This is a genomic window from Acidovorax sp. LjRoot129 (genome assembly GCF_964253765.1).
Lineage (GTDB): Bacteria > Pseudomonadota > Gammaproteobacteria > Burkholderiales > Burkholderiaceae_C > Acidovorax.
The window spans coordinates 4,202,248-4,216,843 of record NZ_CAXUSE020000001.1 but is presented as its reverse complement, the minus strand read 5'-3'; the positions used below and the strand labels follow the sequence as shown (position 1 = coordinate 4,216,843).

Genomic DNA, 14,596 nt, shown 5'->3' with positions numbered 1-14,596 from the left:
AGCCCGACACGTCGGTGCGATGGCTACAGATGGGCAAGGCAGTGCGACGCACTGGCATTGGGGCACGGTGCAGTGTGATCCGGTGAGCCGGTGAGCCGGTGAAGCAGTGACGGTCTGACCCGAGCGCGATCACGACGGCAAAGACACTGCCGATGCGCCAGTACCGTCCCCTTCCAGCAGACGCACCGAAAGGTCCATGTCCTGCAGTGGCGCAGGCCGGCCAAACCAGTATCCCTGGGCGCTGGCGCAGCCCATCTCGCGCAGGCGGCGCGCGGTGGCTTCGGTCTCCACGCCCTCGGCCACCACGGTCACGCCAAAGCCCTGTGCCATGTTCAGCACCGCGGTGACGATGGCCGCGTTCTGGGTCGAGTCCAGCAGGTCGCGTACAAAACTCTGGTCCACCTTCACGCAGTCAAAAGGCAGGCGGCTCAGGTAGGCCAGCGACGAGTAGCCGGTGCCAAAGTCGTCGATGGCGATCTTCACGCCCAATGCACGGATGCGCGCCAGGCGCTGGCCGGTGACCGCATCGCCTTCGAGCAGCACCGATTCCGTCAGCTCCAGCGTCAGCTGTGCAGGCGGCAGGCTGCTGGTGGTCAGCACCTGCTGCAGCGTGCTGGGAAAGTCAGACTGAATGAGCTGCCGCGCCGACACGTTCACATGCACCTCAAAGCCCTCGGGCAGGTGCGGCAGCTGCTGCGCGATGTCCTGCGTCGCGCGGCGCAGCACCCAGTCGCCCAGCGCAAGGATCAGGTCCGATTCTTCGGCCACCGGGATGAACACCCCCGGCGGCACCAGGCCCCGCGCGGGGCTCAACCAGCGCAGCAGCGCCTCTGCGCCGCTGACCCGGCCGGTGGTCAGGTCGATCACCGGCTGGTAGTGCACCAGGAACTGTTCTTTCTCCAAAGCCTGCCGCAGCTCGGTGGCAAGCCGCGCGCGCTCCAGAGATTGCTCGGCCATGCCGCGCTCGAACACCACACACTGGTTGAGCCCGCGGCGCTTGGCCTCGCCCAGAGCAATGCTGGCGTTGCGCAGCCATTCGGGCAGGTCGTTGCCCTGCAGTTGGCCGCTCACCACACCGACCGAGGCATGCACCATGACCTCGTCCGCCCCCGCAGCGAAGGGTGTGGCGAACAGTGCAAGCACCACCTTCGCAATGTCTGCTTCGGGCGCGGAATTTTCGCTGCCCAGGTGCAGCAGCGCGAATTCGTCGCCGCCCAAACGGGCCATGACCACTGGGGCGGGCAAGCGCGCGCGCAGCCGTGCGCTCACTGCCTGCAGCAGCCGGTCGCCTGTGCCGTAGCCGACGTTGTCATTGATGGCCCGGAAGCCGTCGAGCCCCACCAGGACCAGCACCGCAGGCTGCGGCTCACTCCAATGGGCTTGCTCCAGCAAACCGCGGCGCGTGAGCAGTTGCGTGAGGCTGTCGTAGATGAGCAGTTCGCGCATCTGGTTGAACGAGCGCTCGAGCCGGTCCGCCATCTGGTTGAAGGCCTCCACCAGGATCGTGGTTTCCCGCAACGGGCTGCTCGTGCCTATACCCGCGCTCCACTCGCCGCGTGCGATCCGGTTGGCGGCCTCGGCCGTTTGGAGGATGGGGCGGGCCGCCCGCTGAATCACCCACAACCCGAGCAGCAACCCCAGCACGGCGATGGCGGCCGTCGCGAGCAGGGCGCGCCGGTTGGCGTTGCGCGAGTCGCCCAGCAGGTCGGACTCCGCCAGCAGCACCACGATGCGCCATTCAATGCCACGCGCGTCGGCGTAAGGCGTGACGCGGCCAAAGTAGTGCTCGCCCTCGTGGGTAAACCGAAAACCCGTGCCTTCGACTGTGGTCGCCTGCTCCAGGTACGGCACCGCGGCGCGGATCTGTGGGCTGGCGCTCTGCGCCACAGTCAGTCGCTCGCGCTGGCCGGTCGCGTCCTTGCGGTCGGTGACCAGCGCACCGGGCTCCGAGTGCGCCACGATGCGGCCTTCTGCATCGCTGATGAAGATCAATCCCTGGCCGCGCAGCGGCTCGTCGCGCAGGAAGCGATTGAGGCTATCGAGCCGCACGTCGGCCTCCATCACACCCAGCAGTTGGCCTTGCAAGACCACGGGCGACGCGGCCGAGATGGTCATGTCGCCCCGCTCGCCGGCCGTGGTGTAGATGGGCGACCACAGCGCCTTGCCCGACTGCGCTACGGGCGCATACCAGGGCCGCCCACGCGGGTCGTAGTTGGGGAAGGCGGCGGCCACCTTGGCGGTGGTTTCGTCTTCGTAGACGTTCATCTGGCCCTGGGTGGAGCCGTCCTTGAGGATCAGGCGAAAGCCGTTGGGTGCGGTGGCCTCGCGGCGGATGCCGGCGTATTCGCCGGCCTGGCTGCCAAAGCAGAGCAGGCTGATCTGCTGCTGGTCGGTGTAGAGCTCGGCAAAGATGCTCTGCAGGTGCTGGTAGACCGGCTTCAGGTTGCCCGGCTGGTAAAGCCCGTGGCGCGCAATCGCGTCGCCAATGCTGCGCTGGATCAGGAAGGGTGTTTCGAGAAACTCGGCCAGGCGGCCGCGCGAGGTGTTGGTGATCGCATCGAGCAGGCGCACGCTTTCCTGGTCGATGAGGTCAGTGATCTGCCGGTGCTGCGTGATGGTCTGCAGTGCCACCGTGGCTGCGAACAGCACGGCAAAGGGCACGGCGATGGCCGTTCGCAGGGAGAGCTGAAATGCGCGCATCCGTGGGGCTCCGGTACCGGACTGCAGGGAATCACGCAAGGAGCGTGCCGCGCGCGGCCAGTGGGTGTCCTATTGTGTCTGCGGCGGCGCGGGTGCGGCAAGCGTCCAGCCGGTTCGGCGGCGAAGGTGTGGCGCCGTTACCGACTGCGAGGACCGACGGAGCGTGCACAGCCGATGCGGTGCCCCGAAGGGAGCCCGCGGCGTCCAGCTTGGCGGTATGTCTCGGTTGCCCCTGATCGACTGCGGACCGGCCCCTCGGGGCCCTCTCAGTCCTTCGTCGCCCGCCGCTGCACGCAGGCAATGTAGGCATTCCCATCGGGCGGGCGGCCTGCGCGCTGGCTCTCCCACAGCATTTCACCCAGGCAATCCATGGCCGCATGGTGCGCGTCGTGCAACGAGTCCAGGCGCGCGGTCAGCAGTTCTACCGCCTGGCGAATGCCGCGGGGCTGGTCGATGCTGCACTGCTCGCTGATCGACAGGTGCATCGACAGGTGCAGGAAGGGGTTGGTCTGTCCGGGCGTCTCGTCGTAGTTGCGCGCCACGGCGGCGTCGGCGCTGGCAAGGTCGCCGTGGTATTCGGGGTGCTCGGCGATCCACAGGCTGGCCAGCGTCTCGATGGCTTCCATGGGGGCGCCGGCCTGGGTCTTGGAGTGCACGCCGCACAAGAAACGGCGCACGTCGGCTTGGGAGGGGCTGAACATGGGCTCGGAGGTTAGCACGCAGGGTTTGCGCCCATCACCGCAAGGGTTTGCACGCTTTCGGCGCAGGCCGGCGGCGACGTCCTACGCGGCCTGGCCCATTGCGCGACTACATTGGCAGAGCGCAGAGATACGGGGCCGGGCCCGCTTTGCCAACGTCTATAACTACCCGGCTGTTGGGGAGAGAATTTTCATGACTGCATTGCGAATCGTCGGAGCTTTGTTGCTGGTGCTGGGCCTGGCCGGGTTCCTGACCGGAGGCTTCAGCTTCACCAAGGACACCACCCAAGCCAAGTTGGGCCCTCTGGAGTTGACCGTGAAGGAAAAGGAATCCGTGAACATTCCCCAGTGGATGAGCCTGGGCGCCATGGTGCTGGGCGGCGTGGTGCTGGTGCTGGGTTTCCGCAAGCGCTAACCGTTTCTCTTGGGTCCTGGGGCAGAGGGTGGAGATCTGCCCCAGCCGGACCCCATTCACCGCAGCGAGCAGTTGGGCGTTGATGCCCCGGTCCTCGCATCCACGCAAGGCGAGGGCCAGCGGGGCTTCAGCCCCGGCCGCTCGTTGCGCTGAGTGATCCCATGGGGCTTCGCGCCCCTGTGCATTTCCAAACTTCTCCTCGGCTTTGCGGCTTTCGTGCCGGCAATGCCATTCCTGCCCCGCCAGGCTTTTATGCCGTTCAGGCCCCAGGCGCCCCCATCATTCGAGAAATCGCCTTGGCCGCACGCAGCAATGCGGGCAGCAGCGACTCCTGCATCACCTCGGCGCTTGTGCGGTTGGCCTGCCCGCTGATGTTGAGCGCTGCCACCGTGCGCCCTGTACGGTCCGTCAGCGGTGCAGCAATCGAAATCAGGCCTTCTTCCAGCTCCTGGTTCACCAAACACCAGCCTTGTTCGCGCGCCTGGCGGATGCGGGTCAGGAGCGTCGGCAGGTCGGCGGCCGTGTGTTCGGTCAGGCGCTCCAGCGGGTGTCCGTCAAGCCGCGCCTCCAGTTCGGCATCCGGCAGCCCGGCCAGCAGCACCCGGCCCATCGACGTCCATGGCGCTGGCAGGCGTGAGCCAACGCCCAGGTTGGTGCGCATGATCTTGTGGGTCGGCACGCGCAGAACGTAGACGATGTCCAGGCCGTCCAGCACGGCGGCCGATGAAGACTCGCGCACCTCTTCCACCAGGTCTTCCATCACCGGCTCGGCCAGGTTCCAGATCGGCAGCGACGACAAATACGCGAACCCCAGGTCCAGGATGCGCGGGCTCAGCCGAAACAGCTTGCCGTCTGTCTCCACATAGCCCAGCGTCTGCAGCGTGAGCAGGATGCGGCGTGCGCCGGCGCGGGTGAGGCCGGTCTGCGCGGCCACTTCGCTCAGCGTCTGCTGCGGGCGGGCGGCGCTGAACGAGCGGATCACCTCTAGCCCGCGGGCAAACGACTGCACATAGCTGTCGCTCGGTTTGGGGCCTTTGGCTTCAGGGGTTTGGGAATTCATACGTATGCCAACTATAATTCTTTATGCGAACAGTTGTTCTATAAGCGAACATATTCTATCTTGAGTCAAGCACATCATGAAAGCGGTTCGATGATCAACAAGCTGGCGGAGTCGGTGGCCCAGGCCCTTCAAGGGGTGAAGGATGGTGCCACGGTGTTGATAGGCGGGTTTGGCACGGCCGGCATTCCCGGCGAGCTGATCGACGGCCTGATCGCCCAGGGCGCGCGCGACCTCACGGTGGTCAACAACAACGCCGGCAATGCCGACCAGGGCCTGGCCGCGCTGCTCAAGGCGGGCCAGGTGCGCAAAATCATCTGCAGCTTTCCGCGCCAGGTCGACAGCTACGTGTTCGACGACCTGTACCGCAGCGGCAAGCTCGAACTAGAACTCGTGCCCCAGGGCAACCTGGCCGAACGCCTGCGCGCTGCGGGTGCGGGCATTGGCGCCTTTTTCTGCCCTACCGCTTACGGCACTGAACTGGCGGCCAGCAAAGAGACGCGCGAGATCAACGGCAAACACTACGTGCTCGAATTTCCCATCCACGGCGACGTGGCGCTGATCAAGGCCGAGCAGGGCGACCGGTGGGGCAACCTCACCTACCGCATGTCGGCCCGCAACTTCGGCCCGGTGATGGCCACTGCCGCCAAGACCACCATTGCCACCGTGCACGAGGTGGTGGAGCTGGGGGCGCTGGACCCCGAGGCCGTCGTCACGCCCGGCATCTACGTGACCCACGTGGTCAAGATCGAGCGCACTGCCACGCAAGCCGGTGGTTTCAAGAAATCGGCATAAAAATGGCCCCCGGCGCAGAAGGAATCAGCGTGAGCAGCTATCAAAAACGTAGTAAGGACGAGTTGGCACAACGCGTGGCGCAAGACATCCACGACGGTGCCTACGTCAACCTGGGTATCGGCCAACCGACCCTGGTGGCCAACCACATCCCCGCGGGCCGCGAGGTCATCCTGCAAAGCGAGAACGGCATCCTGGGCATGGGCCCGGCGCCCGCGGCGGGGCTGGAGGACTACGACCTCATCAACGCCGGCAAGCAGCCGGTGACGCTGCTGCCCGGCGGCGCGTATTTTCACCATGCCGACAGCTTCGCGATGATGCGCGGAGGGCACCTCGACATCTGCGTGCTGGGCGCGTTCCAGGTCAGCGCCACCGGCGACCTGGCCAACTGGAGCACCGGCGAGCTCGGCGCCATCCCCGCCGTGGGCGGCGCCATGGACCTGGCCATCGGCGCCAAGCAGACCTGGGTGATGATGGACCTGCTGACCAAGCAGGGCGCCAGCAAGATCGTGACGCAATGCACCTACCCGCTCACCGGTGTCGCCTGCGTGAAGCGCATCTACACCGATCTGTGCACACTGGCCTGCACGCCCACGGGGCTGCAGCTCATCGACACCGTGCCCGGCCTGCCGCTGGCCGAGCTTGAGCAACTGGTGGGCCTGCCCATCCGCCCCGCCGCCTGAATCCACCCCCCAAGAAACGAGGAGACAAAACCATGAGCACACAACGCCAAGCCTTCATCTGCGACGCCATCCGCACCCCTTTCGGCCGCTACGGCGGCGCTCTGTCCAGCGTGCGCACCGACGACCTGGGCGCCATCCCCATCAAGGCGCTGATGGACCGCAACCCCGGCGTGGACTGGGCGGCCGTGTCCGACGTGCTCTACGGCTGTGCCAACCAGGCCGGTGAAGACAACCGCAACGTGGCCCACATGAGCAGCCTGCTGGCGGGCCTGCCCATCGACGTGGCCGGCGCCACCATCAACCGCCTGTGCGGCTCGGGGCTCGATGCCGTGGGCACCGCCGCGCGCGCCATCAAGTCGGGCGAGGCCGGCCTCATGATCGCGGGCGGCGTGGAGAGCATGAGTCGCGCGCCCTTCGTCATGCCCAAGGCAGAGAGCGCCTTCAGCCGCAACAACGCGGTGTACGACACCACCATCGGCTGGCGCTTCATCAACAAGCTGATGAAGGAAAAGTACGGCGTCGATTCGATGCCCGAAACCGCCGAGAACGTGGCCACCGACTTCGGCATCGAGCGCGAAGCACAAGACCGCATGGCCCTGGCCAGCCAGCTCAATGCCGTGGCGGCGATCAAGGCCGGCCATCTGGCGCGCGAGATCGTGCCGGTGCACATCCCGCAAAAGAAGGGCGACGCCATCATCGTCAGCCAGGACGAACACCCCCGCGAAACCAGCCTGGAAGCGCTGGCCAAGCTCAAGGGCGTGGTGCGGCCCGATGGCACGGTCACGGCGGGCAACGCCAGCGGCGTGAACGACGGCGCCTGCGCGCTGCTGCTGGCCGATGAAGCCCATGCTGCCAAATACGGCCTCAAGCCCCGCGCCCGCGTGGTGGGCATGGCAGTGGCCGGCGTGGCGCCGCGCATCATGGGCTTCGGCCCCACCCCCGCCACGCTCAAGGTGCTGGCGCAGACGGGCCTGACGATTGACCACATGGACGTGATCGAGCTCAACGAAGCCTTTGCCGCGCAGGGCCTGGCCGTGCTGCGCGCCCTCGGCCTCAAGGACGACGACGCACGTGTGAACGCCTGGGGCGGCGCCATTGCGCTGGGCCACCCGCTGGGTGCCAGCGGCGCGCGCCTGGTGACCACGGCTGTGAACCGCCTGCACGAACACGCCGGCCAGTACGCGCTGTGCACCATGTGCATCGGCGTGGGGCAGGGCATCGCCATCATCCTGGAGCGCGTGTGACGGCAGTTGATAAAAGCACTGCCGTCACGGTCATCACCGGCGCCAGCAACGGCATCGGCAAGGCGATTGCCGAAGCCGTTCTGGCCCAGGGACGCGCCGTGGTCAATCTGGACTACGTGCTGCCCACCTGGAGCCACCCGCAACTCACGTCTTACCAGGGCGACTTGACCAACGAGGCCTCGACCCGCGAACGCGCGGCCGAGATCGCCGCAAAACACAAGGTCACGGCGCTGGTGAACAACGCCGGCGCCACGCGCCCCGGCACCATCGACACCGCCACTACGGCGCAGCTGGATGACGTGGTGGGCCTGCACCTGCGTGCGCCCATGCTGCTGGTGCAGGCCTTTTTGCCCAGCCTGCGCGCCAGTGGCCAGGGCCGCATCGTGAACATGTCGTCGCGCGCCGCGTTGGGCAAGGGCGACCGCATCGTGTATTCGGCCACCAAGGCCGGGATGATCGGCATGACGCGCACGTTGGCGATGGAACTGGGTCGCGACGGCATCACCGTCAACGCCATCGGCCCTGGGCCGATTGCCACCGAACTGTTCCGCCAGAGCAACCCCGAGGGCGCGCCGCAGACCGAGCGCATTCTCAAAAGCATTGCTGTGGGCCGCATGGGCACCGCCGAGGATGTGGCCCGCGCCGCGCTGTTCTTTCTCTCCCCCGACAACGGTTTTGTGACGGGACAGATCCTGTACGTGTGCGGAGGCACCACGCTGGGGGTCGCCCCTGTCTAGCGTGTGATCTAACGACTTTCATCGCCCTCTGACAGAGGGCGCCCACCGATGTCCTCGCCCTGGCGCTCGCGCCCGGTTGAGGCCATGGCACGGCCACATGACGGCGTGCTGCACCGATTTCTTTTCACCACCATCCTGAAGGAGACAAGCCTCATGACCACTTCCACGACCTCTGCGGGCCGCCGCTTTGCCCTGGGCGCCATCGCCTCTGCCGCCGCGCTGGGCGCAGGCCTCATGGCCAGCTCTGCCGCACTGGCCCAGGCCTACCCCACCAAGCCCGTCAACATCGTCGTGCCCTTTGCCGCGGGCGGCACCACCGACATCCTGGCCCGCATCATCGGCCAGGCACTGACCACCGAACTCGGCCAGTCGGTCATCGTGGACAACCGCGCCGGTGCGGGCGGCAACATCGGCGGCGCACTGGCGGCCAAGGCCCCGGCCGACGGCTACACGCTCTTCATGGGGACGGTGGGCACACACGCCATCAACGCCGCGCTGTACAAGAAGATGCCGTTCGACCCCATCAAGGACTTCGCGCCGCTCACGCGCGTGGCCAACGTGCCCAACCTGCTGGTGGCGAACCCGGCCCAGCCCTTCAAGACCGTGCCGGAGCTGATCGCCTACGCCAAAGCCAACCCCGGCAAGCTCAACTTTGGGTCATCGGGCAACGGCAGCTCCATTCACCTGTCGGGCGAGCTGTTCAAGAGCCTGGCCAAGGTGGACATGGTGCACGTGCCCTACAAGGGCAGCGCACCAGCCGTCACCGACCTGCTGGGCAACCAGATCGGCATCATGTTCGACAACATGCCCTCGGCGATTCAACACGTGCGTTCAGGCAAGCTGGTGCCGATTGCGGTGACCACTGCCAAGCGCTCGCCCGAGCTGCCCAATGTGCCCACCATCGCCGAAGCCGGTGTGGCGGGTTATGAGGCGACTTCATGGTTCGGCATGTTTGCGCCCGCTGGCACGCCCGCACCGGTGCTAGCCCGACTCAACACTGCGCTGGCCAAGGTGCTGAACCAGGCCGAGGTCAAGAAGAAGATCAACGAGCAAGGCGCCGAGACGTATAGCGAGACGCCCGAGCAGTTCGCCGCCTTCATCCAGGCCGAGTCGGTGAAGTGGGGCAAAGTCGTCAAGGAATCGGGCGCCAGCCTGGACTGAAGGATGCCTGTGGGGCAGTGAGGCCCTGCCCCATTTCCAAATGGCTGTAGGTACTCTGGAGCGTGCACTCTCGCGGCAGAGAGCCATATCCCGCCGCTGCAGACCTTTCAGGTCGCGGTTCAGCTGGTTTTGACGGAACCCTTCTTGCCGGCCGCCGTGCCGAGCAATGCGTGTTCCGCTCCTGCCGCGATCTGGTCCGCAAACACTTCACTCCCCACCGCACGCGCAAGCGTGACGGCCCCCACCAGCGAAGAGAGGGCGGCGCAGGCGGCGCCAAGGTCCCGTGGCGCGCCGGGTGAGGCGGGGCCATCGATGATCGCCTGCGCAACATCGCGCAAGGCCGCTTCAAAGGTGGAGCGGGAGGCCTCGTCCGCCCGCGCGACTTCCGGCGGCATCGTCTGCAGCGTGCAACTCTCCGACAGGTCGCAGGTGCGCTTGGCACGAAGGTAGAAGCGCACGAATTCAGGCCACCAGTTGCGCCCATGCTCCGCTTGGTAGTACTGCACGCCACCTTTCAATTCGGCCATGCCTTGTGCCACCGATTCGCGAAACGCGTGGGCCTTGGAGTCGAAATGAACATAGAACGCGCCCGAGGTCAGGCCCGCTTCCTTCGCCAGGCCATCCACCCCGACCCCGCCGAATCCCCCCTTGCGAAACCCGCGCCCCGCGGCTTCCAGGATGCGTTGGCGCGTGAGCACCTTTTGCTCGGACCTTGAGACCACGTGGAACTCCTCTGGCGTGTGATGCAGACGATTGTAGTTGTTCAAAGAACGATCGTTATGTATTATGAGATAACGGTCGTTACTTGAAATTCCCTGCACACGGCAGGGCATGAGTTCAACGCCGTTGTCTTGATCTGGAACCACCCATGCCACTCACTCTCACCCTCACCAAAGGCGTCCTGCCCGAAGGCCAGGAAAAAGTCGCCTTCAGCCGACTGTCCGATGCCATGCTCAAGTGGCACGGAATGGCGGGCAACGAAGCGATGAAACGCAACATCGTGGGTTCCATCCACCTCGTGCCGAAGGAGCACACGTATTCAGGGTCACAGGAGGCCTCTGTGGCCTTTGTCGAATGGAAGGTTCCGTCGTTCGCCTTCGCCAGCCGTGAAGTCCAGGTCGGCTACATCGAGGAGGCTACCGGCATCATTCATGAGCTGTCGGGCGCGCAGCACCCCAAGGAACGCATCTGGGTCAACGTGGTGCACGCCGTGGATGGGGCCTGGGGCATTGCCGGGATGGCCCTGACCAACGCGCAGCTCGGTGCGGGGGCTGCCGCGGCCTGATAGCGCCGGGCTGCCAAGCCAATTTGCGGGGGCGGGGCCGACAGTGTCGCAACTTCGTTCCGCCTTCCAGGGATACGACCATGCAACTCTCAAACTATCTGTTCTTCACCACGACCTGCGACAAGGCTCTGGATTTTTACGCGCAATGTGGTCTTGGCCACGTTGTGGAGGTGCTGCGCTACGGGGTGGATGGAATGCCCGTCAAGAACGAGGGCCTGCGCGCCAAGGTCATGCACGCCAAGTTCCAGGGTCCCGGCCTCCTCTTTTATGCCTCGGACAACGATGACGCTGAACCCATGCGGGGCTCTGCGCACTTGCTGGCGATGGACGACCGAGATGCCACGAACAAGCTCTTTCAGGCCCTGGGAGTTGGCGGGACCGTCACAACCCCCTTGGGCATCCAGGCTTGGGGCGACTACTACGGCAAATTGACGGATCGGTTCGGCGTTCAGTGGATGCTGAACTGTGCTGAGGGAGATGGCTAAGAGCCTGTTCAAAGTCTTTTTGGAGTCGCACAAGTACCTTGCCGGGATGGGATGCAAGGCGCGGGGTGCAGTGGATAGCCCCGCTATCCACAAGCGCCGCAACGCCGCAGACCGCCCGGCAAGGCACTTGCCCGCAGGGTTGGCGTGAAATCGGGCGATTGGACGCCTCGGCTGCTTGCATGGGCACGAGCCCATGCGGCACATCCGAAGCTTCCAATCATCCCGATTGCACTCCAATGCGATCTTCAAAAAAGACTTTGAACAGGCTCTAAGAGCACATCTCTCCATTCCCCACGCCGCAGTTCAACGGCGCCAACCCCTTCATGCCTTGGTGTGCACAGCGGCGGCGCGGGGCTTGAGCACCCACCAGGTCAGCAGCCCCAGCGCCAGCCCCCAGCAGGCGGAGCCCAGGCCCAGCAGGCTCACGTTGGAGGCAGTGACCACAAAGGTGACCAGGGCCGCTTCGCGTTCGCTGGGTTCGGCCAGGGCGCCAATCAGTCCGTTCTGGATGGCGCCCAGCAGTGCCAGGCCGGCCACGGTGCTCACCAGCGCGGCGGGCAGTTGCGCAAAGGCGTAGGTGATGGCCCCCGCAAAGCTGCCCAGCAGCAGATAGAACAGGCCGCAGGCCACGCCGGCCACCCAGCGTTTTTCGGGCAGCGGGTGGGCTTCTTCGCCGGTGCAGATGGCGGCCGTGATCGCCGCGAGGTTGATGCCATGGGCACCGAACGGCGCCAGCAGCAGGCTGGCCAGGCCGGTGCCCGCGATGAGCTGGTTGTTGTGGGCGGTGTAGCCTGATGCACGCAGCACGGCCACGCCGGGCACCTGTTGGCCGGTGAGGCACAGCACTGCCAGGGGTACGGCGGTGCTCAGGATGGCCATCCAAGAAAATTCGGGCGTGGTCCACACCGGCAACGCCAGGCCCCAGGCGGAGGGCGAGGTGCCCAGGGCGCTGGCGGCGGGTTGCGCGGCCACCTGCCCCCAGCCCAGCCATTGCCACAGGGCGATCCCGAGCAACAAGGTGAGTGCAATCGCATAGCGGGCCGAGCGCTGCTTGAACAGCAGGTAGCCCGCAAACATGGCGCCCACCAGCCAAGGCGCGCCCTCCACCGTGCTGCGGGCGGCTCCAAAGGCGTCCACGCCAAAACGCAGCAGGATGCCCGCCAGCATGGCAGCGCACAGGCTGCGCGGAATGCGCGCCATCAGCCGGTCGAAGACGCCGGTCCACCCAATCAGCAGCAATGCCGCCGCAGCCACCAGATAGGCACCGATCACCTGGCTGTAGGGCAAGGCCACCAGCGCGCTCGCCAGCAGTGCCGCGCCGGGCGTGTTCCACGCGCAGACCACGGGCACGCGCTGGCGCCAGCTCATCCACAGGCCGCACGCCCCGGCGCCGATGGAGATGGCCCACACCCACGAGGTGACCTGCGCCGCCGACAGGTGCCCGGCCTGCGCGGCCTGCAGCACCAGCAGCAGGGGGCCGGCATACGAGATCAGCACGGCCACCAGCCCCGCCACCACGGCGGGGAAAAGGTCGTGGGCTGTGGCCGTCCAGCGGGTGCCGGTTGCGGGGTCGGGCAATACGGGGACTGGGCCGGTGGTGGCGGGCGCAGCGCCAGCAATGCGGGTCGAGGCGGTCGCCAATACCGGCGATGGGTGTGTGGGGTGGTGCTGCGTTGTCATGGGGCCATGGTGCCCGCAGACCACCCGGCGGGCGGGCACAGTCTGCCCACGGTTTATGCTGTACAGATGGCTGAATCTTCATCTGTACTGCAGCACAGTTACCTGCAACTTGCACAGCTGGTGCGCCGCGACATTGCCCAGCAGCGCTACGCACCGGGCGAGCGCCTGCCGTCGGTGCGCGCGCTGGCTGCGGCGCAGGGCGTGAGCGTGGCCACCGTGGTGCGCTGCTACCGCCACCTGGAGGCCCTGGGCGCCGTGCAGGCGCGGCTCAAGTCCGGCATGTATGTCGCAGAGCCCACCCCGGGCCACGCCGCTTCAGCCGGGCCGGGCGGGGCCGCCGCGCGGGGCGTGCGCCAGGCACAGGCCAGCGCGCAGCCCACTCCGCCGCCGGTCGAGTTTGACCGCTTGGTGTCGCTGGAGCACCGCATGACCCAGCTGTATTCGCTGACCACACAGCAGCCCCTGCAGTGGGGGCTGCACCTGGCCAACGCCGCGCCCGCGTGGTACCCCACCGACGCCCTGGCCCGCATCGCCCAGCGCCTGCTGCGCAGCCAGCCCGAGATGCTGGGCACCTACCCCACCGGCAGCGGCCTGCCCGCGCTGCGCACCGAGCTGGCAAGTTGGATGGCAACCTACGGCCTGGACCTGCAGCCCGAAGAACTGCTGGTGACCAACGGCAGCACCGAGGCCCTCAACGTTGCGCTGCGTGCCGTCACCCGGCCGGGCGATGCAGTGGTGGTGGAGTCGCCGGTGTACTTTGGCCTGCTGCAGATGCTGGGCAACCTGGGCCTGCGCGCCATCGAGCTGCCCTGCACGCCGGGCGAAGGCATGAGCCTGGAAGCGCTGGAATACGCGCTGGAACACCAGGGCGGCGTGCGCGCCGTGGTCGCCATGCCCAACTTCCAGAACCCGCTGGGCCACACCATGCCCGACCGCAACAAGCGCCGCCTGCTGCGCCTGGTGGAGCAGCACGACCTGGCGCTGATCGAGGACGATGTGTTTGGCGATCTCTCGCACACACTGCACCGGCCCCAACCCGTGAAAGCCTGGGACCGCCACGGCCGCGTGATCTATTGCGGCAGCAGCAGCAAGAGCCTGGCCCCGGCGTTCCGCCTGGGCTGGACATCGGGCGGGCGCTGGCATGCGCGCATGGAGTCGCTCAAGCTGAGTACCTCGCTCGCGGCGCCTTGGCTGGAGCAGGCGGTGATGGCCGAGTTTCTGCGCAGCGGCGCGCTGCAGCCGCACCTGCGCCGCCTGCGCGAGCGGCTGGCCCAGACCACGCCGCGCGCGGCCGAGGCCGTGCGCAAGCATTTCCCGGCCGGCACGCGGGTGCACAGCCCGGCGGGTGGATGGTGGCTGTGGCTGGAACTGCCCGAGCCCGTGGATTCGCTCGCCCTGCTGCGGCTGGCCGTGGCGCAGGGCATTGCCTTTACGCCCGGGGCGCTGTTCTCGACCACCGCCAAATACGCGAGCTACCTGCGCCTGAACATCGCCCGCCCCTGGACGCGCGAGCTGGAGCAGGCAGTGCGCCAGCTGGGGCACCTTGCCGGGAGCCTCCCCTCGGGTTAGAGAGGAAGGCGCTGGCCCTGGGCGGTGCCAAATTTCGAATAAAAATGGCCGCTAGCGCTTGATGGGTAATGCTTTATTGCTACTCAAAAT

Annotated in this window: 14 protein-coding genes; 9 read left to right on the top strand and 5 right to left on the bottom strand. The window is 66.6% G+C overall.

All coding sequences use genetic code 11. The features are described from left to right. Positions 1-129: 129 nt before the first annotated feature. Together ACSQ3Q_RS19370 and ACSQ3Q_RS19365 are read right to left on the bottom strand one after the other, a co-directional pair. Positions 130-2,700 (bottom strand): bifunctional diguanylate cyclase/phosphodiesterase, encoded by a 2,571-nt coding sequence (locus tag ACSQ3Q_RS19370; protein ID WP_436135961.1) that lies wholly within the window; start codon positions 2,698-2,700, stop codon positions 130-132. Between the two features lie 266 nt (positions 2,701-2,966). After that, entirely contained in the window at positions 2,967-3,401 is a 435-nt protein-coding gene (locus ACSQ3Q_RS19365) for a DUF1841 family protein (protein ID WP_436135960.1), read from the bottom strand. A 190-nt stretch (positions 3,402-3,591) separates the two neighbouring features. On the opposite strand from ACSQ3Q_RS19365, the gene ACSQ3Q_RS19360 reads away from it, so the two are divergent. Beyond that, positions 3,592-3,813 carry a hypothetical protein gene (locus tag ACSQ3Q_RS19360; protein WP_436135959.1) on the top strand — a complete coding sequence of 74 codons (222 nt, stop codon included), beginning with the start codon at positions 3,592-3,594 and terminating at the stop codon, positions 3,811-3,813. 259 nt (positions 3,814-4,072) lie between these two features. Here ACSQ3Q_RS19360 and ACSQ3Q_RS19355 read toward each other — a convergent pair whose 3' ends face one another. Further along, positions 4,073-4,873, bottom strand: a complete 801-nt coding sequence (locus tag ACSQ3Q_RS19355; protein WP_436135958.1) for an IclR family transcriptional regulator domain-containing protein — start codon at positions 4,871-4,873, stop codon at positions 4,073-4,075. A gap of 90 nt (positions 4,874-4,963) precedes the next feature. Between ACSQ3Q_RS19355 and ACSQ3Q_RS19350 the strand changes: the two genes are divergently transcribed. The 5 genes from ACSQ3Q_RS19350 (at position 4,964) to ACSQ3Q_RS19330 (ending at position 9,487) form a co-directional block, all read left to right on the top strand. After that, complete coding sequence (locus ACSQ3Q_RS19350) at positions 4,964-5,665, top strand: 3-oxoacid CoA-transferase subunit A (protein ID WP_436135957.1); 702 nt, start codon at positions 4,964-4,966, stop codon at positions 5,663-5,665. 29 nt (positions 5,666-5,694) lie between these two features. Continuing rightward, entirely contained in the window at positions 5,695-6,345 is a 651-nt protein-coding gene (locus ACSQ3Q_RS19345) for a 3-oxoacid CoA-transferase subunit B (protein ID WP_436135956.1), read from the top strand. A 32-nt stretch (positions 6,346-6,377) separates the two neighbouring features. After that, positions 6,378-7,589 (top strand): 3-oxoadipyl-CoA thiolase, encoded by a 1,212-nt coding sequence (gene pcaF / locus ACSQ3Q_RS19340; RefSeq protein ID WP_436135955.1) that lies wholly within the window; start codon positions 6,378-6,380, stop codon positions 7,587-7,589. Further along, the gene (locus tag ACSQ3Q_RS19335; RefSeq protein ID WP_436135954.1) at positions 7,586-8,326 is read left to right on the top strand and encodes an SDR family NAD(P)-dependent oxidoreductase; all 741 of its coding nucleotides are present in this window, start codon (positions 7,586-7,588) and stop codon (positions 8,324-8,326) included. The genes pcaF and ACSQ3Q_RS19335 overlap by 4 nt, the downstream gene beginning before the upstream one ends. A 153-nt stretch (positions 8,327-8,479) precedes the next feature. After that, complete coding sequence (locus ACSQ3Q_RS19330) at positions 8,480-9,487, top strand: Bug family tripartite tricarboxylate transporter substrate binding protein (protein WP_436135953.1); 1,008 nt, start codon at positions 8,480-8,482, stop codon at positions 9,485-9,487. A 119-nt stretch (positions 9,488-9,606) separates the two neighbouring features. Here the strand turns inward: ACSQ3Q_RS19330 and ACSQ3Q_RS19325 are convergent, their stop codons facing one another. Further along, positions 9,607-10,320, bottom strand: a complete 714-nt coding sequence (locus tag ACSQ3Q_RS19325) for a TetR/AcrR family transcriptional regulator (protein ID WP_436135952.1) — start codon at positions 10,318-10,320, stop codon at positions 9,607-9,609. Between the two features lie 35 nt (positions 10,321-10,355). On the opposite strand from ACSQ3Q_RS19325, the gene ACSQ3Q_RS19320 reads away from it, so the two are divergent. Together ACSQ3Q_RS19320 and ACSQ3Q_RS19315 are read left to right on the top strand one after the other, a co-directional pair. Beyond that, positions 10,356-10,772, top strand: a complete 417-nt coding sequence (locus ACSQ3Q_RS19320) for a 4-oxalocrotonate tautomerase (RefSeq protein ID WP_436135951.1) — start codon at positions 10,356-10,358, stop codon at positions 10,770-10,772. An 80-nt stretch (positions 10,773-10,852) separates the two neighbouring features. Continuing rightward, positions 10,853-11,257: a VOC family protein gene (locus tag ACSQ3Q_RS19315; protein WP_436135950.1), complete on the top strand. Its 405-nt coding sequence runs from the start codon at positions 10,853-10,855 to the stop codon at positions 11,255-11,257. Positions 11,258-11,578: 321 nt separating this feature from the next. Here the strand turns inward: ACSQ3Q_RS19315 and ACSQ3Q_RS19310 are convergent, their stop codons facing one another. Then, positions 11,579-12,937, bottom strand: a complete 1,359-nt coding sequence (locus ACSQ3Q_RS19310; RefSeq protein WP_436135949.1) for a benzoate/H(+) symporter BenE family transporter — start codon at positions 12,935-12,937, stop codon at positions 11,579-11,581. 66 nt (positions 12,938-13,003) lie between these two features. Between ACSQ3Q_RS19310 and ACSQ3Q_RS19305 the strand changes: the two genes are divergently transcribed. After that, the gene (locus tag ACSQ3Q_RS19305) at positions 13,004-14,506 is read left to right on the top strand and encodes a PLP-dependent aminotransferase family protein (protein ID WP_436135948.1); all 1,503 of its coding nucleotides are present in this window, start codon (positions 13,004-13,006) and stop codon (positions 14,504-14,506) included. Positions 14,507-14,596 lie beyond the last annotated feature (90 nt).